Source organism: Arthrobacter oryzae (assembly GCF_003634095.1).
Classification (GTDB): domain Bacteria; phylum Actinomycetota; class Actinomycetes; order Actinomycetales; family Micrococcaceae; genus Arthrobacter; species Arthrobacter oryzae.
In genome coordinates, this window is sequence record NZ_RBIR01000004.1 from 410493 (window position 1) to 431518 (window position 21026).

Genomic DNA, 21026 nt, shown 5'->3' on the forward strand with positions numbered 1-21026 from the left:
CAGTCCCGGCGGACGAGACCGGCGGCGGCCGTGCTGAACCCTCCGACAGGGTCGGGGACGGCGCTGCGGGGGAAGGCGCTGCGGGTAAGGGCGCTGCCGGGGAAGGCACTATGGGGGAAGGTGCTGCGGGTAAGGGCGCTGCAGTGAAGGCCGCGGGCGGCGAGGAGTTCGTAGTTGAACTGCTCGACCGTGCCGTGTCCGGCATGGGCGGCCAGAGCCGCGACGGCCAGCACGAAATGGCCCGGCAGGTGGCGCGCGCGATCGACAGCGGCGACCACCTGCTGGTCCAGGCCGGCACCGGCACCGGCAAGTCCCTGGCCTACCTGATTCCGCTGATCGCCCACTCGCTGACCAGCGACAAGCCCACCCTCGTCTCCACCGCCACCCTGGCGCTGCAAACGCAGATCGTCGGCCGGGACCTGCCCAGGCTGCTCAAGACCATCACGCCGGCGCTGGAACGGCCCGTGAAGGTGGCCCTGGTCAAGGGCCGGGCCAACTACGTGTGCCGGCACAAACTCGAGGGCGGGTTCCCGTCCGAGGAACCATCCGAGGGGCAGCTGTTCTCCCTCGGCGAGGACACGTCCGTGCCGCACTTCGCCGCTGCGCTGGGAGGACCGTCCTCCCAGCTCGGCAAGGAAGTGGTCCGCCTGCGTGAATGGGCCGAGGATACGGCGACGGGGGACCGCGACGAGCTCATGCCTGGTGTCACCGACCGCGCCTGGCGCCAGGTGTCCGTAACGTCGATGGAGTGCCTCGGCGCCCAGAAATGCCCCCTCGCTGCCGAATGCTTCAGCGAGCTGGCACGGCAGAACGCAGCGGACGCCGACGTCGTCGTCACCAACCACGCCATGCTTGCCGTCAGCGCCTTCGAAGGCCTGGCGGTGCTGCCCGAATACGACGTCGTGGTGGTGGACGAAGCGCACGAACTTCAGGACCGGGTGACAGGCGCGGTCTCCGGCCAGCTCTCGGTGGCGATGGTGCATGCCGCCGCTTCGGGCGCCCGCAAGCACACGGGCATCACTGTGGATGCGCTGAACAATGCCGCCTCCCATCTGGAAATGGCGATCGACGGCGTCCCCAGCGGGCTGATGCCCAACGGGCTGAACAGTGAACAGCTGGACTGCATCGACCAGTTGCGCGACGCCTGCCGTGCCGCACTGTCTGATTCCAAGGGGGACAGCTCCGTGTCGGCCGACGGCGGACGGCAGCTGGCCCGGTCGCGCCTGATGGTCATCCTGGAACTTTGCGAACGGCTCCTGGCCGCGCGGGAGAACCGCGAGGTCGTCTGGTTCTCCCGCAACAGCAGCTTCGACCCGGCCCAGGGCTACTCCCAGCCGGACGAGAGTGCGCCGGCGTTGGTCAATGTTGCTCCGCTAAGCGTGGCGGGGCGTCTGCGTGAGGGACTCTTCGCGGACCACACGGTCATCCTGACGTCGGCCACGCTGGCCATCGGAGCGGCGTTCGAACCTGCCGCCGGGGGCCTCGGCCTTGTGGGGAACGGCGCACCGAGCTGGACCGGCGTCGATGTCGGATCACCCTTCGACTACCCCAAACAGGGCATCCTCTATGTTGCCCGGCACCTGCCCAAGCCCGGCCGCGGGACGTCCCCTGAGGCGTTGGACGAACTTGAGAAGCTGATCCGTGCGTCCGGGGGCGGCGCCCTGTGCCTGTTCTCATCGCGGCGCGCGGCGGAGGAGGCGGCCGAGGCCATGCGGCCCCGGCTGGACGTCAGCATCCTGTGCCAGGGGGAGTCCAGCATGACAGCGCTGGTGCGGCAGTTTGCCGACGAACCCGACACATGTTTGTTCGGAACCATGTCCCTCTGGCAGGGGGTGGACGTTCCCGGGGTGTCCTGCCGCCTGGTGGTCATTGACCGGATTCCGTTCCCGCGGCCGGACGACCCGCTCATGACGGCGCGTTCCCGGGCCGTGGCCCAAGCCGGAGGCAACGGCTTCATGTCAGTTTCGGCGACGCACGCCGCGATCCGCCTCGCGCAGGGTGCCGGCCGGCTGATCCGCTCGACCTCGGACAAGGGTGTGGTGGCGGTGCTGGACTCCAGACTGTCAACGGAGCGTTACGGCGGGTTCCTCCGCGCCGCCCTTCCGCCTTTCTGGCCGACCACCGATCAGTCAATCGCCGTGGCCGCACTGCAGCGCCTGGCGAAGGAACCCGGACAGCCGGCCAAGTAGGCCGGTGCGGGGAGTCAACTGCCGGGCGATAACTGCCGGGCGATAACTGCCGGGCGGGGGCCCGGAGCCGGGCGCAGCCGGCGGAGCCGACGGAGCGTGACGCTCCTGCCCGGTTGCTTTCCGTCTTCCTCCGGGCGCCCGCGGAATACCGGCGTCGTCTGGGGACCGGTGGGCCCTGCACCAGGAGTAACCGGGCAGGAACGCACGAGGGCCCCGTCCGACGTCGTCCGGGGACCGGTGGCCCTTCTGCCGCGAGTAACCGGGCAGGAACCCACGAGGGTCCCGCCCGGCGTCGTCCAGGGACGAGTGGGCCGCTGTGCGGGGCGTCAACTGCCGGGCGTTAGCTGCTGGCGCCCGGAGCCCGACGCAGCCGGCGGAGCGTGACGCTCCTGCCCGGTTGCTTTCCGTCCTCCTCCGGGCGCCCGCGGAATACCGGCGTCGTCCGGGGACCAGTGACCCTTCTGCCGGGAGTAACCGGGCAGGAACGCACGAGGGCCCCGTCCGACGTCGGACGGGGCCCTCGTGCGCTGGTGCTGTCGGGCTTTACAGGGAGCGGAGGACCGAGACGACCTTGCCCATGATGACGGCGTGGTCGCCGAGGATGGGCTCGTACTGGGTGTTCTGCGGCAGGAGCCAGGTGTGGCCGTCCCGCTGCCGGAACGTCTTGACGGTGGCTTCATCGTCCAGCAGCGCGGCAACAATGTCGCCGTTCATGGCATCACCCTGGCGGCGGACAACCACCCAGTCGCCGTCGCAGATGGCGGCGTCAATCATCGAGTCGCCCGCCACTTTGAGCATGAAGAGCTCGCCATGACCCACGAGTTGGCGCGGCAGGGGCATGACGTCTTCCACCACCTGGTCGGCGAGGATGGGGCCGCCGGCCGCGATCCGGCCGACCAGCGGTACCATTGCCGTGTCGGTGGCGCTGGCGAGCTCAGTCACGGACAGGCCGCCGACGGCGCGCAGGCCACTGGACTTCTCGACTCCGGAAATGGACGTGGTTCCCTCGTCCAGGGTCAGCGGCATGAGCACTTCCATTGCCCGCGGGCGCTTCGGGTCGCGCCGCAAGTAGCCGAGTTTTTCAAGCTGGGAGAGCTGATGGGTGACGCTCGACAAGCTGGCTAGCCCAACGGTGTCGCCGATCTCCCGCATCGAAGGCGGGTAGCCGTTGTCCGTGACGGAACGCTGGATCGTCTCTAGGATCTTCTTCTGCCGGACGGTGAGGCTCTTAGGGGCCCGTGCGGGCTGGGCGCCCCGTGAGGTGGCCCTGCCGCCGGTGGCTTGTGCTGCCATGTTTCGCCAACGCCTTTCCGTTTCACCCGGCCGCCGTGGCTGCTGTCGCCGGGTACTTCCGGCCTGAAATGTCAGACCCGCCTGATCAACTACCGATGAACGAGTTCACGAGTGGTTGTTCCCTCCCTCAAAAGTAGGCCAGCCGCAGAACTTTTTCAAACATTTGTTCTAGCGAGTCTCGACATCGTTCGTTATTAAGTGCTAAAACAGAACAAGCAGGATTCGAATATGTATTCGATTCCGGGATGCAGGCTTTGCGAACATCGTTAGGTTCTATGTTCGAAGATTAGGTCGGTTGGCGGCGCGTATATGGAGTACGCCGGGCGGCAACGTATGGTCCAGGAGGGCTCAATTCATGTCAGCAGCAAGCGCGGTACACGGCACGTTCGTCCGTAGCGTCAAGGATCACCGCGGCAGCGCAGGTCCCCGCCGAGCCGCCTATCAGGACGGCTTCGCCCAGCACGACGGCGCTGCCGGCCGGGGTGGCTCGGGCTACGGAAACGTCTATCCGATCAACGCGGGCCGCCGCGAGTCCGTGTCGACGTCCGCGCCGTCAACGCTGCCGGCCATGGGCTCTGTGGGACGTCAGGGGAAGGCGGGGCTTGAGAAGCAGCCGCCGCTGCGGCTTACCCGGCGCGGACGCTTCGTCTTCTTCGGTGTCCCGCTGATCCTGCTGGCGGCATTTCTGCTCTCGCTCAGCGGATTTCTCAACGCGCCGGCGAAGGCCGCAGATTCCGCCGACCAACTCTCGGTGACGCCGACTGTCTCCGTGACAGTGCAGCCGGGGGAGTCGCTCTGGGCCATTGCGGGGTCCGTGGCGCCGGGGCGTGATCCCCGCGATGTCGTTGCCGATATCGTGCAGCTGAACAACCTGGACGCCGCGCGCGTGATGCCGGGCCAGCAGCTCTTCGTCCCGGCCAAATAACGTCCCGTAAGCGGCGTCGCGGGCGTCACAGTTTCAGCGCTCGTCGCGCAAGCACTTAAACTGGTCACGTGACCGACCAGCTTGAGCGCCTCAACCGCCTGCCCCTCCGAACCAATCTCCGCGGACTGCGCCCGTACGGCGCGCCCCAGTTGGACGTCCCCATCCTGCTTAACGTCAACGAGAACACCCACGGTGTCCCGGCCGACGTCCGGGCGGCCATCGCAGAAGCTGTAAGCGCCGCAGCCGCCGGGCTGAACCGCTACCCGGACCGGGAGTTCAGCGAACTGCGTGAAGCCCTCGCCGAGTACCTTGGCCATGGCCTGGACGCCGACAATATCTGGGCCGCGAACGGTTCCAACGAAGTCCTCCAGCAAATCCTCCAGGCCTTCGGCGGCCCCGGCCGGACCGCGCTCGGGTTCCCTCCCACGTACTCGATGTACCCGCTGCTGGCCGCCGGGACTGATACCGAGTACGTCGTCGGGGTCCGCGCGGCGGACTACGGCCTCAGTGCGGAATCGGCGGCCCGGCAGGTCCGGGAACTTCAGCCCAACATCGTTTTCCTCTGCTCCCCTAACAACCCCACCGGCACCGGGCTGGGACTTGATGTGGTCGAGGCCGTTTACGAGGCCGGCGAGGCCAGCCAGACGATCGTGATCGTCGACGAGGCCTACCACGAATTTGCCCACGACGGCACGCCCAGTGCCCTCACACTGCTGCCCGGCAGGGAGCGGCTCATCGTCTCGCGGACCATGAGCAAGGCGTTCGCCCTTGCCGGCGCGCGCCTGGGCTACATGGCCGCGGCCCCGGAAGTCGCCGACGCCCTCCGCCTGGTCCGCCTTCCGTACCACCTCTCCGCCATCACCCAGGCAACAGCCCTTGCTGCCCTGAACCACCGGGTGGCACTCATGGCGGACGTCGAAGACATCAAACGCCAGCGCGACCGCATTGTGTCGGAACTGATCCGGCTGGGCCTCAAGCCGGCCGCCTCTGATTCGAACTACGTGTTCTTCGGCGGACTCGAAAACCCCCACGAAGTCTGGCAGCGCCTCCTGGACGCCGGAGTTCTGATCCGCGACGTCGGCATCCCCGGGCACCTTCGCGTGACCGCCGGCACTGAGACGGAAACCACAGCCTTCCTCGAAAGCCTCGAGCGCATCCTGACCAGCCCGGCAAAGCCGCAGGCCTAGACTTATCGGGGAGCCAGAGCGCCCCGCCAGACTGCCCAGCACGCTGCCTTCTCCCAAAGGACACATCTACATGAGCAACACCGGATCCACCGCCGCCGAGGGCCGGACCGCACGCATGGAACGGACCACCAGTGAGTCCTCGGTGCTGGTCGAGATCAACCTGGACGGCACAGGGGTCTCGGACATCAGCACGTCGGTCCCGTTCTACGACCACATGCTGACGGCACTGAGCAAGCACTCCCTCATTGACATGACCGTCAAGGCCACGGGCGACACCCACATCGATGTCCACCACACCGTCGAGGACGTGGCCATCACATTCGGCGAGGTGCTGCGGACCGCCCTGGGCAACAAGGCCGGCATACGCCGCTTCGGCGAGGCGACCGTTCCCCTGGACGAGGCCCTGGCACAAGCCGTCGTCGACGTCTCAGGCCGGCCGTACCTGGTTCACGCCGGGGAACCTGCAGGCCAGGAATACCACCTGATCGGCGGCCACTTCACCGGCTCGCTGACCCGCCACGTCTTCGAGGCAATCACGCTTCACGCAGGAATCTGCCTGCACATGAACGTCACCGCCGGACGCGATCCCCACCACATCGTGGAGGCCCAGTTCAAGGCCTTTGCCCGTGCGCTGCGCGCGGCCGTGGAACCCGATCCCCGCGTCGAAGGCATCCCGTCCACCAAGGGCGCCTTGTGACCGGCCCGACGCTCCGCGACGGCGCCATCATCGATCCAGTCGCCGGGACCAAGCCGGCATCCCCGGAGGGGAAGCCCACCGTAACGGTGCTGGACTACGGCTCGGGGAACGTCCGGTCCGCGGTGCGTGCGCTGGAGCGGGCCGGCGCCGAGGTCATCCTCAGCTCCAAACCTGCCGACGTCCTCAACGCCGACGGTCTGGTGGTCCCGGGCGTCGGCGCCTTCGAAACGGTCATGCGCGAACTCAAGGCCGTGGATGCCATCCGCATGATCGGCCGTCGCGTCGCCGGAGGCCGTCCGGTGCTGGCCATCTGCGTCGGGCTCCAGGTGTTGTTCGAGGCCGGCGTCGAGCATGGCACCGAGGCCGAGGGCATGGGGGAGTGGCCCGGCAAGGTCGAGTTGCTGCCCGCCGACGTCGTGCCGCACATGGGATGGAACACCGTGTCCGTTCCGGAAGGATCCAAGCTGTTCGCGGGCGTCGAGGGGGAGCGCTTCTACTTCGTGCACTCGTACGGTGTCCAGCACTGGGACTTCGACGTCATCCAGCCCCGGATGGCCGCACCCCTGGTCACCTGGTCCAAGCACGGAGCGCCGTTCATCGCGGCCGTGGAAAACGGACCGCTGTGCGCCACCCAGTTCCACCCGGAGAAGTCCGGCGATGCCGGCGCCCGGCTGCTTCGCAACTGGGTCGAGGGCCTGCGCCGCCCCGCAGCCCCATCAACCCCCGCAACCCTCGAGAGCACGGTCACGGAAACCGCCGACCCGGAACAGACCGCCTAGATGTGGTCTTTGGTGCTCATGGGCCTCGCCGGCCTCTTGGTTGGCGGCGCGATCTCCTTCCGGCAGCAGAAAAGTCCGCTCTGGGTGCAGATCGTGTTTTATGTCCTGGCCGGCATGTCGCTGCTCGCCGCCTATCTCCTGACCCTGCCGGCGTCCTGACATCCCCCGCCGCGTTCCCGCCACCCACTCCCTAGCTGAGGATTCCACGATGACCACCGAAACCCCGCTGCCCGTTCTTGAGCTCCTGCCCGCCGTCGACGTCGTCAACGGCCAGGCCGTCCGCCTCGTGCAAGGCGAGGCCGGCAGCGAGACGAGTTACGGCACCCCGCTGGAGGCCGCGCTTAACTGGCAGCAGCAGGGGGCTGAATGGGTGCATCTGGTGGACCTTGACGCCGCGTTCGGGCGCGGCTCCAACGCCGAGCTGCTGCGCGAGGTGGTGGGGCGGCTCGACATCAAGGTTGAGCTCTCCGGCGGCCTGCGAGACGACGAATCCCTCGAGAAGGCCCTCGACCTCGGCGTCGCCCGGGTCAATCTGGGCACCGCGGCACTGGAGAACCCGGAGTGGACCGGCCGGGTGATCGAGCGTTTCGGCGACAAGATCGCCGTCGGCCTGGATGTCCGCGGCACCACCCTCGCCGGCCGTGGCTGGACCAAGGACGGCGGGGACCTCTGGGAGGTGCTGGGCCGGCTCGAGGACGCCGGCTGCGCCCGGTACGTCGTCACCGATGTGACCAAGGACGGAACCCTCCAGGGCCCCAACGTCGAACTGCTGCGCCAGATGGTCGAAAAAACCGGCAAACCTGTGGTCGCCTCCGGCGGAATTTCCAGCCTCGAGGATCTCAAAGTCCTCCGGTCCCTGGTGCCGCTCGGCGTCGAGGGCGCCATCATCGGCAAGGCCCTCTACAACGGCAACTTCACGCTGCCCGCAGCCCTCGACGTCGCCGGCCGCCGCTAGGCGGACAACGGTCATGGAGCACACCCCCGAACCCAACGCCGGCGCCCAGGCAGGCGCCGGAGCCGCTCCGGTCCGGCATCTTCCCGGTCACATCGCCGCTGCCCTTGCCGGCGCGGGCGGAGCCACAGACTCTGCCGGCCAGCCCTGGGCCGGGCGCAGCCTCGCCGGCGATGACGCCAAGATCCACAATTTTGAGGACGACGACGGCGCCGCCGACGCCGGATACCTGGCGGCAGTGGCAGACCTCTCCGCGGGCACCGGCGACGAGGCGGCAGTGGTGGCCGCGCTGGCCACCGCCCGGGTGTTCGTACCCATCGTGGCCCAACTCGCCGAAGAGGGTGACGCCGCAGCCGGGACCCACGCGGAGGGATTGCACTCTGACAAGCAGGCAGACATGGCCCTGGTGACGCTCAAGGCGCCGGACGGGCGGACGGCCATGCCCGTGTTCACCTCCGCGGCGTCGCTTCGGGCGTGGCATCCGGAGGCGAGGCCCGTGGCCGTATACGCGGCCCGGGCCGCCCTGTCTGCCGTTGCGGAAGGGGCCGAGCTGTTGGTGCTCGATCCCGGGTCCGAACTGACCTTCGTGGTTCGCCGGCCGGCGGTGTGGGCCCTCGCCCAGCAGCAGACCTGGACGCCGTCGTATGCCGATCCGGACCTCGCAGGTGTCCTTGGGGAGGGTGCGGTTCGCTTTCCGGCCGTCCGCCGTGTTGAAATTCATCCGGGGGGTGGAGTTGCCTCGGCAACGGCCGACGGCAAGCGGCTTCCTGGCGGGGGCGCCGGCCCGGAGCTCCGTGTAGTTCTCTACCTCGAGGACGGACTCGACGCCGGCGGCGTGCAGTCCATCGTTGCCGGCCTCAATGACGCCTGGGCACGGAATGAAATTTTTGCCGAGCGGGTTGATTCGATCGAGGTCAAGCTGCAGCGCGCAGCTCAATAGCTGACGGCCCAACGGGGGGACATCCCGGTGCTGCCGTGGGCAGTACCAGAAGGATGTAGTTCGTGAATTTCGCGCTTTACCGGGAATTGCTTGCAGTCAGGCCCATCAGGCGGCTCCTGCTGGTCGGGATGATTGCCCGCATACCGCACTCGGCCGCCGGCGTCCTGCTGACCCTTCACATCGTCCTGACGCTGGGCCAGGGCTACGCCGCCGCCGGCGCGGCGGCCGCCGTCATGACGATCGGAATAGCCGTCGGGGCGCCCTGGCGCGGACGCCGGGTAGACACGGTGGGGCTGCGCAAGGCCCTCATTCCTTCACTTATTTCCGAGACCGTGATCTGGTCCGTCGTGCCGCACGTGTCCTACGAGGTCCTGCTGCCCCTCGTCTTCGTCGGCGGCCTGCTGACGCTCCCCATCTTCAGTGTCGTGCGCCAGTCGCTCGGCGTACTGGCCACTGGAGAACAGCGCCGCACGGCCTTCGCACTGGACGCCATCGCCACCGAACTGGTCTTCATGATCGGCCCCGCCGTCGGCGCAGTGGTCGCCACCAGCGGACAGTCCGTCCTGGGCCTGACGGTGGTGGGGGTGGCCACATCGGTGTCGGGACTTTTCCTCATGTGGTTCAACCCGCCCACCCGGAGTGCGGCCCCGGACGCCTCACTCGAGGCGGAGGAGCTCGAACGCGCAGAAGCCGCCGTCGTGGCCGCCGCGCCGGCACACCTGCAGGAGGCCGCAGCGGAGCTGGCTCCGCTGGCCGCCGCCGAGGAACGGCGGCAGCGGCGCTCCGGCTTGCGGCACAGGGTCATCCACAACTTCAGCTGGTTCACCGCCGCAGTGGCCGCCGTCTTCGCTGTTGCCTTCGGAGCCGGCATGGTCCTCAGCGGAACTGACGTGGGCATCGTCGCCGCTCTCCAGACCGGCGGCCATCAGGCCGAGATCGGGATCGTCTTCCTCTTCTGGTGTGCGGCCTCGGTAGTGGGCGGGATCCTCTACGGCGCCATGCACCGGACCATCTCGCCGATCCTCTTGTTGCTGGGGATGTCTGCACTGACGGTCCCCATGGCCTTCGCAACCGACACCTGGACCCTCAGCCTGCTCGCGCTGCTGCCCGGCCTGCTGTGCGCGCCGGTGCTGTCCGCCGCCTCCGAAAAAGTGGCCGAGCTCGTCGACGAGAGCCGGCGTGGCGAGGCCATGGGCTGGTACGGGTCCTCGCTTACCGGCGGTGTGGCCCTGGGGGCGCCGCTGGCAGGCCTGTTCATCGACGTGATCGGCCCGTCGGCCGGCTTCGTCTCCGTGGGCGTGGCCGGCGTGGCTCTCTGCCTTGTGGGACTCGCGCTGCAGCGGGTGCGCCGCCGCCGCCTCGCCCGCGCGTGACACGGGCTAATCCCGCCCGACCGGGGTAAACGACGGCGGCGGGGTTCACGACGTCGGCGGGTTAACGACGGCGGCGGGCGGACCTGGGTGGTCCGCCCGCCGGCGCGTTCTGGCTGTGTCGCTGGTCTCTAGCCGCTGGTCGCTAGTTGACCGGGCCGGTGTATTTCTCGCCCGGGCCCTTGCCCGGAGCATCGGGGATAATCGACTCTTCGCGGAAGGCGAGCTGGAGCGAGCGCAGCCCGTCACGCAAGGGTCCGGCGTGCTGTGAGCCGATTTCCGGCGCCGCCGCCGTCACCAGGCCCGCCAGGGCGGTGATCAGCTTGCGGGCCTCGTCCAGGTCCTTGAGTTCCTGGGCATTTTCCTCGGCGGCGAGGCCGAGCTTCACAGCGGCCGCACTCATGAGGTGCACGGCTGCGGTGGTGATGACCTCGATTGCGGGAACTTCCGAGATGTCGCGGATCTGCTGTGAGACGTCGGCCTGGGCGGCTGCGGGCTCGAAAACGTGGGAATTACTATCTGAAGTGCTCATGCTGGTAAGCTTGTCACAGACCGACTGAATGTCGTTATTCTCAGACTGTTGAATGCAGTGCTCCGGCTAAGGCCGAAGCCCGTAATTGGCGCCCGGCGACGCACATGTGCGTTGAGCGGGTATCTTTCTGTAGAATTGACTTTTAGTTTGCAAGCGGAGTTCTCTCCCACCCGCGTCAGCCGCGAAACTTCCTTCGGGAAGCCCCTCCCTCCGGGAGTCAAGGTTGCCGGGTACCTGGTCGGGCACAACCTCGGACTCCGGTCCGGCGCATGTGCATGCCGCCTCACTGAGGCTGGCAGCTCCGATCTTCGAGGCCTTCGATTGCTCCGGCAATTGGGGGCCTTCTTCTTTTGCCGGTGGAATACCCCTCACGAACACAGGAGCTTTAACATTAGCGAGCCAAGAATCAATGAGCGTATCCGCGTCCCCGAGGTGCGGCTGGTCGGCCCTGCAGGCGAGCAAGTAGGCGTTGTCCGTATTGAGGATGCCCTGCGTTTGGCTGCCGAGTCCGATCTTGATCTCGTTGAAGTTGCACCGCAGGCCAAGCCTCCGGTGTGCAAGCTGATGGACTTCGGCAAGTACAAGTACGAAGCCGCCGTCAAGGCACGCGAGGCCCGGAAGAACCAGACCAACACGGTCCTGAAGGAAATCCGCTTCCGCCTGAAGATCGACACGCATGACTACGAGACCAAGCGCGGCCACGCCCTCCGCTTCCTCGGTGCCGGTGACAAGGTCAAGGCCATGATCCAGTTCCGTGGCCGTGAGCAGCAGCGCCCCGAGATGGGCATCCGCCTGCTCCAGCGTTTCGCGGATGACGTCGCCGAAGTCGGCGTCGTGGAGTCCAGCCCGCGGATCGATGGCCGCAACATGGTCATGGTGGTGGGCCCGCTGAAGAACAAGGCCGAAGCCAAGGCTGAGGCCCGCCGTGCATCGCAGCGCGCCGAAGCCAAAGCCGAGAACGAGGCCAAGGCTTCGGGCGGAGGCCGTGTTGACACGTCCGGCCCCGAGGCTCCCCTGACGCAGTCGCTTGCCGACCTGCTGCCGGAGGGCTACCAGGTCCGGACCGAGGCGCCGGTGGCCGAGGTAACGGAAGCTCCGGTAGCCGAAGAGGCCAAGGCCGAGACCACGCAGGCTGCGGTCGAGGAGACCAAGGCCGAGGCGGCCAAGGTCGAAGAGGCTCCCGTCAAGGAAGCACCGAAGGCAGCTGCGCCGGCCGAAAAGCCGGCAGCGGCCAAGGCTCCGGCAGCTCCGAAGACCGAGAAGCCGGCAGCGGCCAAGGCCCCGGAGGCTTCGAAGGCACCTCAGAAGCCGCCAGTCGCCAAGGCTCCCGCGGCGCCGAAGGCAGCCCCGGCCCCTGCGGCTAAGGCTCCTGCGGAATCCGCTCCTGCTGCTCCGGCGGCGGCACCGAAGCCGGTTGCTGCTCCGAAGCCGGTGCCGAGGCCCGCAGCTCCGAAGCCTGTGTCCCGGCCGGCCGCCCCCCGGGCAGCCGCTAAGCCTGGCACCAAGAAGACCAACTAATTCACGGCCGCCGGGCAGTAATGCCCGGCAGCAAGCAACCAGCATGCCGCCCGCAGGGGTGGCTGCACGAAAGAACTGCAGACCATGTCTGCGGATACGTAAGGAGATCGGTTCCCATGCCGAAGATGAAGACCCACAGCGGTGCTAAGAAGCGCTTCAAGCTGACCGGTACCGGCAAGCTGCGCCGCCAGCAGGCCAACCGCCGTCACTACCTGGAGCACAAGTCCTCACGGCTGACCCGCCGCCTTGCCGGCGACAAGATCGTCTTCAAGGGCGACGCAAAGGTCATCCGTAAGATGCTCGGCATCTAAGTTCCAAGTTCTCTGACTGATTGCCACCTGGCACCAGTCAACTACCACAATGGCTTCTCAGGCCCGCCGGGTTTTCCGGCAGTAGATGCTTGGGATCAGATTTTGAAGGAGTACGCACGTGGCACGTGTGAAGAGGGCGGTCAACGCCCACAAGAAGCGCCGGGTTATCCTTGAACGCGCAAAGGGCTACCGTGGACAGCGTTCACGCCTGTACCGCAAGGCCAAAGAGCAGCTGCTGCACTCGTTCGTGTACAGCTACGGCGACCGCAAAAAGAAGAAGGGCGACTTCCGCCGTCTTTGGATCCAGCGCATCAATGCTGCATCCCGCGCCAATGGCCTGACTTACAACCGCCTGATCCAGGGCCTGAAGGCCGCTGAGGTTGAGGTTGACCGCCGCATGCTGGCCGAGCTCGCCGTTTCCGACGCCAACGCCTTCGCCGCGCTGGTCCAGGTCGCCAAGGACTCGCTGCCGGCGGACACGTCCGCTCCGGCCGTCCAGGCTGAAGCCGCTCCGGCTCCGAAGGCTGCCAAGAAGGCTCCCGCGAAGAAGCCTGCTGCCAAGAAGGCTGCCGACGAGGCCGCAAAGTAGTCCCTGCCGCAGTTGAAAAACCGCGACGTTCAAGAACAGGCTGCGAGAGCAACTAAGGTTCTTATATGAACGAAACCGGGCGCCCGCAAGATCTTCCACTTTCCAACCCCCGAGCTGATCGGGTGAGGAAGGTGGCACAACTTGCCGGGCGCCCGGCGCGTTTAAAGCGCCGCGAGTTCCTGGCGGAGGGGCCGCAGGCGGTCCGGGAGGCTCTGATCCTGCACCAGAAGAGGCTCGCCGCGGGGGCGCCCGGCATCGTCTATGAGGTCTACGCGAGCGAGTCCTGCCTGGACCGGCACCCGGATCTGGAGACCCTGGCGGAGGGCACCACCGCCTTTCTCGCCACCGACGAAGTGCTCGCCGCGATGGCAGACACGGTGACGCCGCAGGGCGTTCTCGCCGTCTGCGGCTTCCTGGACGTCGGCCTTGATCGGGTGCTGGACGCGGGCCCGAAGCTGATCGCGGTGCTGTGCGAGGTCCGCGACCCCGGCAACGCCGGGACCGTGCTCCGCGCGGCCGACGCCGCCGGCGCCGACGCCGTCGTCCTGACTGCCTCGAGCGTGGACATCTATAATCCCAAAGCCGTCCGGTCGACGGCGGGATCCCTCTTCCATCTGCCGATCGTCCTCGGTGCCGACGTGACGGAACTGGTGGCGCGGTGCAAGGAGCGGGGGATCGGCGTGCTCGCCGCAGACGGTTACGGCCCGCTGAACCTGGACCGTCTCCAGGACGAGAATGCTTCCCGCCGCCTGGGCGTTCCCGCGGCCGAATCGGCCTACGCGCTGGAGGGGCCCACGGCGTGGCTATTCGGCAACGAGGCCCAGGGCCTGTCCGAGGACGAAAGCGCGCTGGCCGACCACCGGGTGGCCGTACCCGTCTACGGACAGGCGGAGAGCCTCAACCTCGGCACCGCCGCCACCGTCTGCCTCTACGCCAGCGCGCGGGCACAGCAGGCCCCGTAGGGTTGCCGGCGGCCGTCCGGGGAGCAGGAACGAAGCTCCTGTAATCCCAGGACTGTCCTGCGGTACAGGTCAAACGAACGGCGGGGCCGCACCGAAAGGTGGGGCCCCGCCGTCGTGCTGCTACTGCCGCTTCACCTGAAGTGCGCGGCGAGAGCTGAACAAATTTATGTGGTCGTCTTGTTGCGTCCTGTGATGGCGCCGTAGACGAGGGCAACCACCAAGCCACCGACAATGGCCAGGAGCCAGGAACCGAGATTCCAGAATTCCATTTTGCCGCCGCCGAACAGAAGATCGCCGATCCAGCCGCCGACTATCGCGCCGACAACGCCGAGTACGAGGCTGGTAACCCAACCGCCGCCGACCCTGCCGGGCATGACTGCCTTGACGATTGCACCTACTATGAGTCCGAGAATGATCCAGCCAAGAAAGCCCATGTCTCCTCCTACATATTCGTCGGCATCCAAATTGTGAATCCCGAATATGGCTTCAAGCTAACATAGGCCGGATTGCTTGTCAGCAGGGGACTACCCAATCGTTACGTGGCCGCTTGGCTCCCGGCCGCGGTTCGGCGTCGTCCCGGAAACGGGTAGCGTATTCCTTGTGGGCGCTGGGTTCTTCCGGTGTTCGCATATACCCCGGAAGAACCCCACAAGGAGAAGCTCACGTGGCTGCAAATGGCGGTACCAAGGCGATCGTCGCGGCACTGGCCGCAAACCTGACGATCGCCGTCTTGAAGTTCGTCGCCTACTTTCTGACGCTGTCCTCGTCCATGCTGGCCGAGGCGATCCACTCGCTCGCCGACTCCGGCAACCAGCTGCTTCTTCTGGTGGGCGGTAAGCGCGCCCAGCGCGAAGCCAGCCAGGAACACCCGTTCGGCTACGGCCGTGAGCGCTACATCTACGCGTTCATCGTCTCCATTGTGCTTTTCAGTGTCGGCGGCCTGTTCGCGCTGTACGAGGCCTGGGGAAAGATCCAGCACCCGCACGGCATTGAAGGGGACTTCTGGTGGGTGCCGCTGGCCGTGCTGGTTGGCGCGATCATTGCCGAATCCTTTTCATTCCGCACCGCGATCGCCGAATCCAACCCGCTCCGCGGGCAGGAGAGCTGGGTCAAATTCATCCGTAACGCCAAGCAGCCCGAACTTCCGGTGATCCTGCTTGAGGACTTCGGTGCCCTGGTGGGCCTGGTGTTCGCGCTCTTCGGCGTGGGCCTGACGCTCATCACCGGAAACGGCATCTGGGATGCCCTGGGCACCGCCATGATCGGCCTGCTGCTCGTGGCGATCGCCGTGGTGCTGGCCTTGGAAACGAAGTCCCTGCTGCTCGGCGAGTCGGCCACGCGCGACGACGTCGCGAAGATTCGCGCCGCGATCGAGGCCGGCGGCACGGGCATCATTCACCTGAAGACGATGCACCTCGGACCTGAAGAGCTGCTGGTCGCGGCCAAGATCAGCATCGGCCGCACGGACTCCGGCCAGGACATTGCGAAAGCCATCGACGACGCCGAGGCCCGGGTCCGCGAGGCTGTCCCGATTGCCCGGGTCATCTACCTGGAACCGGACGTGCAGCGCGTCAGCGCGTCCTGAGCCCCCTTCAGATCTGCGGTCACTCCAGGGGCCCGCGGCGGGCCGCAACGCATGGCGGGGCCCGCCGCGGCATAGCGACATAACGACAACGGCAGTCCGGCCCAGTAGCTAACTGGGCCGGACTGCCGTGTTTCATGAAAAGGTCCTGCGGTGGTTTTCCGGGACGCCGGGATGCCCGGGTGCCGGGATGCGGTGATGCGGAACTACGGGGCGAGCGGCCGCCTGCGTTCCACTGCGCCGCTGATGGCCGCGACCCCGAGGCCCAGGACGGCAAGGACCGCGCCCACGAGGGCGGGCGCGACATACCCCCAGCCCCAGGCGATCACGAGGCCGCCGAGGAACGCGCCCAGGGCATTGGCGACGTTGAGCGCCGCATGGTTCAGCGACGAGGCCAGCGATGGCGCGTCAGGGGAGGCATCCAGGAGCCTCGTCTGCAGGGCCGGGACCAGCATGGACCCGGCGGCGCCGACCACGAAGACCATGACCAGCGCGGACCACGCCCAGTGCGCCGCGACCGCATAGAGTACGAGGGCCACGGCTGTGGCGGGCAGCACCCAGTAGATCGTGCCCATGACGGACTTGTCCGCGATCCGGCCGCCGACGATGTTGCCCACCACCATGCCCACGCCGTAAAGCGCCACCACGAGCGGCAGCCATGGGCCCGGGATGCCGGCCACCGACGTCATGGTGTGCGAAATGTACGTGTAGGTCGCGAAGAAACCGCCGAAACCGACGATGCCGACCAGGATGGCGAGCCACACCTGGAGCCGCTTGAGCGCGCCGAGCTCGCGGCGGAAGCTCGCATCGGCGTGCGGCTTCTGGAACGGGACGAACTTCCACAGCATGACGAGCGTGATGATCCCGATCAAACCGACCAGCAGGAACAGGAGCCGCCACCCGTAGCTTTGGCCCAGCCAGGTGGCGAAGGGGACGCCAATGACGTTGGACACTGTCAGTCCGGCCATGACCATCGAAATTGCCCAACCGCGCTTGGTCGGCGCCACGAGGGAAGCCGCAATCACGGCCGCGACCCCGAAGAATGCGCCGTGGGGCAGTCCCGCGGCGAACCGGGAGACCAGCATGGAGCCGTAGTCCGGGGCGAGGAAGGAACTGAGGTTGGCGATGCTGAAGAAGAGCATCAGCCCTAACGCCAGATATTTCCGTGGGAGCCTGGCACCGACGGCGGCCAGCACCGGAGCGCCAATGACGACGCCGAGGGCATAGGCCGATATCAGGTGGCCGGCCTCGGGCGTGCTGATGTTCAGGCCCTGTTCGATCTCCTTCAGCAGGCCCATCATGGTGAATTCGGTAGTGCCGATGCCGAAGCCGCCCATCGCGAGGGCAATGATGGCCAGGGCAACGTTGCGGGTGCCGGTCTTGGGCGACGCCGGGGCGTATGTGGTGGTTGTCATTCGTCTTTTCGTCGGTGTTTGCCGGGAGATGCCCGAGGAGTCGGCCAGATAAATATGCTTTCAAGAACGTGCAGGCGGCGCCGGATATTCCGCAGTCACACCGCAGTCACCCTGTGCCCGGTCCGGGCGGCCGCCCTCACTATTGTCCCCTACCCGGCGGGGCCGGCCCGCGTCTTCGGCCCCTCGGCTCCGTCCCTTGCCGCCCGCCCGGGCCGCAGTACCGCTCTCCTGCGCTCTCCTGCCGCTGGGGCCCCGCCGGATGGGAGGCCCCGCCTTAGACTTGAGGGCGTGACTGGACTCATTAACGTCGTTGGCGGCGCAGTAGTGGACTCACTGGCCGAACCAAGCATGCTACTCGTGGCGCGGCGCACGGCGCCCCCGCAGTTTGCCGGAATGTGGGAGTTTCCGGGTGGCAAAGTGGAACCGGGCGAGGCCGCCGAAGACGCCCTCCACCGCGAGCTACGGGAAGAACTGGGCGTGCTGGTGCGGCTCGGTGCCGAGCTGCCCGCCGAAGCGCCCACGGGCTGGCCGCTCAACGAGAAGGCGGCGATGCGGGTCTGGTTTGCCGAGCTCGCCGAGGGTGTGCCCCGGCCGCTGGAGGACCACGACGAACTGCGCTGGCTCGATCTTCGCCGCCCGGACGAGGTCCTGGGCCTGGCGTGGATCCCTGCGGACTTCCCCATCGTGGAGGCGCTCCTGGCGGCCGTCCGGGCCAAGGTGCCGCTCGGCGGGGGAGCCGGACTGACCTTCTAGGCCGGCCGCCCCGCCGCGTGCCGTGGTGCGCCTCTCGCCAAACCGTCAGCCATGTGCCTACTCTGAACCCAATCGAGAGGAGAGGCCCGTGCAGGTCGGTGTCGGACGAGAGCAGCGAGCCGGGGAACGCCGGGTTGCGGCCACGCCGGATACCGTGCTGCAGCTGACGGCCCTCGGATTGAATCTCCTGGTGGAGAGCGGGGCCGGAACCGAGGCTGGGTTCGCGGACGCAGCGTTCAAGGAGGCCGGGGCCACGGTGATCTCCGATCTTCCGTTTGAGGCCCTCGACGTCCTGCTGCATGTCCGCCCGCTTACCCCGCAGGCCACGGCCCGGCTTCGGCCCGGCACCGTCACGATCGGGCTGGCATCACCGGGCTCGGAACTGCCGACCGTCCGGGCGCTGGCCGCCGGCGGCATCACCTCCTTCGCCCTGGAACTGCTCCCGCGGATCTCCCGGGCACAATCCATGGATGCGTTGAGCTCGCAGTCCCTCGTCTCCGGATACCGCGCAGTGCTCGAAGCCGCCGTGCGCTATCCGCGGTTTTTCCCGCTCTACATGACGGCCGCCGGCACCATCCCGCCGGCGCGGGTGCTGGTCCTTGGGGCCGGCGTTGCCGGGCTGCAGGCGATTGGCACGGCAAAGCGCCTCGGTGCCCGGGTCTCGGCCAACGACATCCGCGCGGCTTCCGCCGACGAGGTCGCCTCGATGGGCGGCACATTCATCAACCTTGACCTCGCCGCGGCGGAGGAGGGGACCGGCGGTTACGCCCGCGCCCTCGGCGAGGATCGGGCGGCACGCCAGCGCAGCCTCCTCGCCCCGCACGTCGCCGCCGCGGACGTCCTGATCACGACGGCCGCCATCCCGGGCCGGGCCGCCCCCTTGCTTGTGACCACCGACATGGTGACCGGCATGCGGGCCGGATCCGTTGTCGTGGACCTCGCCGCGGAGTCCGGAGGCAACGTGGAGGGCGTGATCGCCGGCCAGGACATCCTTGTGCCGGTCGACGGCGGCTCGGTCACGCTCGTGGGACTGCAGGACGCGGCATCGGCAATGCCGTCGGACGCGTCCCGGCTCTTCGCCCGGAATGTCAGCAACTTCCTCGCCCTCATCACCCGAGAGGGCACGGTTGCCCCCGACTTCGACGACGACGTGGTTGCCGGCACGTGCCTGACCCACGGCGGCGCCGTGCGGCACGCCCCCACGGCGGCTGCCCTGGGAGGAGAAGCGTAATGGGCCCGGTAGCGCTGCTGACAGTGGTGGTGCTCGCGGTGTTCGTCGGGTTCGAAGTCGTTTCCAAGGTGACCAGCAAGCTGCACACGCCGCTGATGTCCGGAGCCAATGCCATCCACGGCATCATCCTGGTCGGCGCCATCATCGTGGCCGGGCAAGCCGGCGACCCCTGGGTGCTCGGGATCGCGCTCCTGGCGGTGGTGCTGGCGACCGTCAACCTCGTGGGGGGATTCGTGGTCACGGACCGGATGCTGGAGATGTTCAGCGGGCACAGGCAGACACGCAAGCCGGCGCAGCCCGGGGGCGCCCAGCCCGGGGCCGGTCCGGCCGGAGGCTCCGCCGCCGGCGAAAGTGCGGACCGGGCAGGCCCTGGCGGCGCGCACCCCCGCAAAGGAACCTCCGGCGGCGTGACGGGGGAAGCCCGGTGAGCCTCCTGAGCTCCGAGTGGACGGCCCTGCTGTATCTGCTGGCCGCCGTCTGCTTCATCCTGGCGCTGAAGGGCCTGAGCTCGCCCAAGACCGCCCGCCGCGGCAACGCGATCGGCGCCGCCGGGGCGCTGGTCGCCGTCGTCACCGTGTTCCTATCAGCGCGGCTGGAAAACATTCCGCTCATCCTTGCCGCCATCGCCGTCGGTTCCGCGATTGCTGTTCCGGTGGCCCGGCGGGTGCAGATGACCCAGATGCCTCAGCTCGTGGCGCTGTTCAACGGCGTCGGAGGCGGCGCCGCCGCGCTCGTCGCTGTACTGGAACTTGGCCACAGCGGGGACCCGTGGGTCCGCCTGGCGGTGGTGTTCACAATGCTGGTGGGCGCGGTGTCCTTCGCAGGCTCCGCGGTGACTGTGGCCAAGCTGCAGGAGCTCATCAGCGCCAGGCCGCTGCTCTTTCCCGGCATGCCCTGGGTCATGGGGGCCGTCATCCTGGGGGCCGTGGTCTCCGGGGTGCTGGTGGTCCTGACCGGCGCGGTCGGCTGGTCGCTGGCACTGCTGGGCCTGGGTCTCGCGGCCGGGCTGCTCCTGGTGTTGCCCGTCGGCGGGGCGGACGTGCCAATTGTGATCTCGCTGTTGAATGCCTTCACGGGGCTGGCGGTGGCGGCGTCAGGCGTGGTCCTTGGCAATGTCCTGCTGCTGGTGGCCGGAACCCTGGTAGGCGCGAGCGGCACCATCCTGACCAAGGTCATGGCCTCGGCCATGGGCCGCGGAGTCGCCGGCATAATGTTCGGTGCGTTCAAGGGCGGCTCGACGGCGGGATCCACCGCCGTGAGCGACCGGCCGGTGCGCTCGTCCTCGCCGGAGGACGTTGCCGTCCAGCTTGGCTATGCCCAGCGGGTGGTGATTGTTCCCGGCTACGGGCTCGCCGTGGCGCAGGGCCAGCACACCGTGGCGGAGCTTGCCACGGCCCTCGCCGACCGCGGGGTGGACGTCGTGTTCGCCATCCACCCGGTGGCCGGACGCATGCCGGGCCACATGAACGTGCTCTTGGCCGAAGCCGACGTCCCGTACGAGTCGCTTCGGGAGCTGGCAGAGGTCAATCCCGAGTTCGCGAACACGGATATCGTGCTGGTGGTCGGCGCCAACGACGTCGTCAACCCGGCAGCCAAGTCTTCCCCCGGATCGCCGATCTATGGGATGCCGATCCTGGAGGTGGTGCAGGCTCAGCAGGTGGTGTTCCTGAAGCGGTCAATGCGTCCGGGCTTCGCCGGGATCGAGAACGAACTCCTCCACGACCCCAAGACGACGCTCCTGTTCGGCGATGCCAAGGATTCGCTGGCCAGGGTGCTCGGCGCGGTCAAGGCGCTCTAGCTT

The 21026-nt window shown here is 67.7% G+C and carries 22 protein-coding genes; 18 read left to right on the forward strand and 4 right to left on the reverse strand.

From position 1 onward, the window contains the following. The first annotated feature begins 110 nt into the window (after positions 1-110). Positions 111-2189 (forward strand): ATP-dependent DNA helicase, encoded by a 2079-nt coding sequence (locus C8D78_RS12070; RefSeq protein WP_120954148.1) that lies wholly within the window; start codon positions 111-113, stop codon positions 2187-2189. 543 nt (positions 2190-2732) lie between these two features. Here the strand turns inward: C8D78_RS12070 and lexA are convergent. Then, positions 2733-3482 carry a transcriptional repressor LexA gene (lexA, locus tag C8D78_RS12075; RefSeq protein ID WP_120953970.1) on the reverse strand — a complete coding sequence of 250 codons (750 nt, stop codon included), beginning with the start codon at positions 3480-3482 and terminating at the stop codon, positions 2733-2735. A 568-nt stretch (positions 3483-4050) separates the two neighbouring features. Here lexA and C8D78_RS12080 point away from each other — a divergent pair. From C8D78_RS12080 to C8D78_RS12110, 8 genes are all read left to right on the forward strand, one after another. Next, positions 4051-4407, forward strand: coding sequence for a LysM peptidoglycan-binding domain-containing protein (locus tag C8D78_RS12080; protein WP_120954150.1), 357 nt, complete (start codon positions 4051-4053; stop codon positions 4405-4407). 68 nt (positions 4408-4475) lie between these two features. Continuing rightward, positions 4476-5594, forward strand: coding sequence for a histidinol-phosphate transaminase (locus tag C8D78_RS12085; protein ID WP_120953972.1), 1119 nt, complete (start codon positions 4476-4478; stop codon positions 5592-5594). Between the two features lie 70 nt (positions 5595-5664). Further along, positions 5665-6291, forward strand: coding sequence for an imidazoleglycerol-phosphate dehydratase HisB (hisB, locus tag C8D78_RS12090; RefSeq protein WP_091557762.1), 627 nt, complete (start codon positions 5665-5667; stop codon positions 6289-6291). Further along, the gene (gene hisH / locus C8D78_RS12095) at positions 6288-7070 is read left to right on the forward strand and encodes an imidazole glycerol phosphate synthase subunit HisH (protein ID WP_120953974.1); all 783 of its coding nucleotides are present in this window, start codon (positions 6288-6290) and stop codon (positions 7068-7070) included. The genes hisB and hisH overlap by 4 nt, the downstream gene beginning before the upstream one ends. Further along, a complete protein-coding gene (locus tag C8D78_RS19700) occupies positions 7071-7229 on the forward strand; it encodes a hypothetical protein (protein ID WP_167467900.1) in 159 nt (52 codons plus the stop codon). A 49-nt stretch (positions 7230-7278) separates the two neighbouring features. Next, positions 7279-8025, forward strand: coding sequence for a bifunctional 1-(5-phosphoribosyl)-5-((5-phosphoribosylamino)methylideneamino)imidazole-4-carboxamide isomerase/phosphoribosylanthranilate isomerase PriA (gene priA / locus C8D78_RS12100; protein WP_120953976.1), 747 nt, complete (start codon positions 7279-7281; stop codon positions 8023-8025). Between the two features lie 13 nt (positions 8026-8038). Further along, positions 8039-8962 carry an SseB family protein gene (locus C8D78_RS12105; RefSeq protein WP_120953978.1) on the forward strand — a complete coding sequence of 308 codons (924 nt, stop codon included), beginning with the start codon at positions 8039-8041 and terminating at the stop codon, positions 8960-8962. Between the two features lie 62 nt (positions 8963-9024). Further along, positions 9025-10335, forward strand: coding sequence for an MFS transporter (locus C8D78_RS12110; RefSeq protein ID WP_120953980.1), 1311 nt, complete (start codon positions 9025-9027; stop codon positions 10333-10335). A gap of 142 nt (positions 10336-10477) precedes the next feature. Here the strand turns inward: C8D78_RS12110 and C8D78_RS12115 are convergent, their stop codons facing one another. Then, entirely contained in the window at positions 10478-10864 is a 387-nt protein-coding gene (locus C8D78_RS12115) for a DUF1844 domain-containing protein (RefSeq protein ID WP_120953982.1), read from the reverse strand. 432 nt (positions 10865-11296) lie between these two features. On the opposite strand from C8D78_RS12115, the gene infC reads away from it, so the two are divergent. The 4 genes from infC to C8D78_RS12135 all read left to right on the forward strand — a co-directional run bounded on the left by infC (position 11297) and on the right by C8D78_RS12135 (position 14244). After that, a complete protein-coding gene (infC, locus tag C8D78_RS12120; protein ID WP_244208370.1) occupies positions 11297-12382 on the forward strand; it encodes a translation initiation factor IF-3 in 1086 nt (361 codons plus the stop codon). A 116-nt stretch (positions 12383-12498) separates the two neighbouring features. After that, positions 12499-12693, forward strand: a complete 195-nt coding sequence (rpmI, locus tag C8D78_RS12125; protein ID WP_003798720.1) for a 50S ribosomal protein L35 — start codon at positions 12499-12501, stop codon at positions 12691-12693. A gap of 118 nt (positions 12694-12811) precedes the next feature. Continuing rightward, positions 12812-13282: a 50S ribosomal protein L20 gene (gene rplT, locus C8D78_RS12130; RefSeq protein ID WP_120953986.1), complete on the forward strand. Its 471-nt coding sequence runs from the start codon at positions 12812-12814 to the stop codon at positions 13280-13282. Between the two features lie 65 nt (positions 13283-13347). After that, on the forward strand, positions 13348-14244 hold the full coding sequence (locus tag C8D78_RS12135; RefSeq protein ID WP_120953988.1) for a TrmH family RNA methyltransferase: 897 nt from the start codon (positions 13348-13350) through the stop codon (positions 14242-14244). A gap of 164 nt (positions 14245-14408) precedes the next feature. On the opposite strand, the gene C8D78_RS12140 is transcribed toward C8D78_RS12135, so the two are convergent. Further along, positions 14409-14678, reverse strand: coding sequence for a GlsB/YeaQ/YmgE family stress response membrane protein (locus tag C8D78_RS12140; RefSeq protein ID WP_120953990.1), 270 nt, complete (start codon positions 14676-14678; stop codon positions 14409-14411). Between the two features lie 230 nt (positions 14679-14908). On the opposite strand from C8D78_RS12140, the gene C8D78_RS12145 reads away from it, so the two are divergent. Continuing rightward, entirely contained in the window at positions 14909-15829 is a 921-nt protein-coding gene (locus C8D78_RS12145; RefSeq protein ID WP_120953992.1) for a cation diffusion facilitator family transporter, read from the forward strand. A gap of 203 nt (positions 15830-16032) precedes the next feature. On the opposite strand, the gene C8D78_RS12150 is transcribed toward C8D78_RS12145, so the two are convergent. Then, positions 16033-17241 carry an MFS transporter gene (locus C8D78_RS12150; protein WP_120953994.1) on the reverse strand — a complete coding sequence of 403 codons (1209 nt, stop codon included), beginning with the start codon at positions 17239-17241 and terminating at the stop codon, positions 16033-16035. Between the two features lie 288 nt (positions 17242-17529). Here C8D78_RS12150 and C8D78_RS12155 point away from each other — a divergent pair, with 288 nt between their 5' ends. The 4 genes from C8D78_RS12155 to C8D78_RS12170 all read left to right on the forward strand — a co-directional run bounded on the left by C8D78_RS12155 (position 17530) and on the right by C8D78_RS12170 (position 21023). After that, entirely contained in the window at positions 17530-17994 is a 465-nt protein-coding gene (locus tag C8D78_RS12155; RefSeq protein ID WP_120953995.1) for a (deoxy)nucleoside triphosphate pyrophosphohydrolase, read from the forward strand. A gap of 88 nt (positions 17995-18082) precedes the next feature. Beyond that, entirely contained in the window at positions 18083-19225 is a 1143-nt protein-coding gene (locus tag C8D78_RS12160) for a Re/Si-specific NAD(P)(+) transhydrogenase subunit alpha (RefSeq protein ID WP_120953997.1), read from the forward strand. Beyond that, positions 19225-19653 (forward strand): NAD(P) transhydrogenase subunit alpha part 2, encoded by a 429-nt coding sequence (locus C8D78_RS12165; RefSeq protein WP_120953999.1) that lies wholly within the window; start codon positions 19225-19227, stop codon positions 19651-19653. The genes C8D78_RS12160 and C8D78_RS12165 overlap by 1 nt, the downstream gene beginning before the upstream one ends. Beyond that, the gene (locus C8D78_RS12170) at positions 19650-21023 is read left to right on the forward strand and encodes an NAD(P)(+) transhydrogenase (Re/Si-specific) subunit beta (protein WP_120954001.1); all 1374 of its coding nucleotides are present in this window, start codon (positions 19650-19652) and stop codon (positions 21021-21023) included. Before C8D78_RS12165 ends, C8D78_RS12170 begins: the two co-directional genes overlap by 4 nt. Positions 21024-21026: the final 3 nt, after the last annotated feature.

Coding starts and splice junctions, on each gene's coding strand:
- lexA (WP_120953970.1), bottom strand. CDS start 3,482: ATGGCAGCACAAGCCACCGGCGGCAGGGCCACCTCACGGGGCGCCCAG.
- hisB (WP_091557762.1), top strand. CDS start 5,665: ATGAGCAACACCGGATCCACCGCCGCCGAGGGCCGGACCGCACGCATG.
- C8D78_RS12150 (WP_120953994.1), bottom strand. CDS start 17,241: ATGACAACCACCACATACGCCCCGGCGTCGCCCAAGACCGGCACCCGC.
- C8D78_RS12115 (WP_120953982.1), bottom strand. CDS start 10,864: ATGAGCACTTCAGATAGTAATTCCCACGTTTTCGAGCCCGCAGCCGCC.
- C8D78_RS12105 (WP_120953978.1), top strand. CDS start 8,039: ATGGAGCACACCCCCGAACCCAACGCCGGCGCCCAGGCAGGCGCCGGA.
- C8D78_RS12165 (WP_120953999.1), top strand. CDS start 19,225: ATGGGCCCGGTAGCGCTGCTGACAGTGGTGGTGCTCGCGGTGTTCGTC.
- rpmI (WP_003798720.1), top strand. CDS start 12,499: ATGCCGAAGATGAAGACCCACAGCGGTGCTAAGAAGCGCTTCAAGCTG.
- C8D78_RS19700 (WP_167467900.1), top strand. CDS start 7,071: ATGTGGTCTTTGGTGCTCATGGGCCTCGCCGGCCTCTTGGTTGGCGGC.
- C8D78_RS12070 (WP_120954148.1), top strand. CDS start 111: ATGGGGGAAGGTGCTGCGGGTAAGGGCGCTGCAGTGAAGGCCGCGGGC.
- C8D78_RS12140 (WP_120953990.1), bottom strand. CDS start 14,678: ATGGGCTTTCTTGGCTGGATCATTCTCGGACTCATAGTAGGTGCAATC.
- C8D78_RS12135 (WP_120953988.1), top strand. CDS start 13,348: ATGAACGAAACCGGGCGCCCGCAAGATCTTCCACTTTCCAACCCCCGA.
- priA (WP_120953976.1), top strand. CDS start 7,279: ATGACCACCGAAACCCCGCTGCCCGTTCTTGAGCTCCTGCCCGCCGTC.
- C8D78_RS12080 (WP_120954150.1), top strand. CDS start 4,051: ATGGGCTCTGTGGGACGTCAGGGGAAGGCGGGGCTTGAGAAGCAGCCG.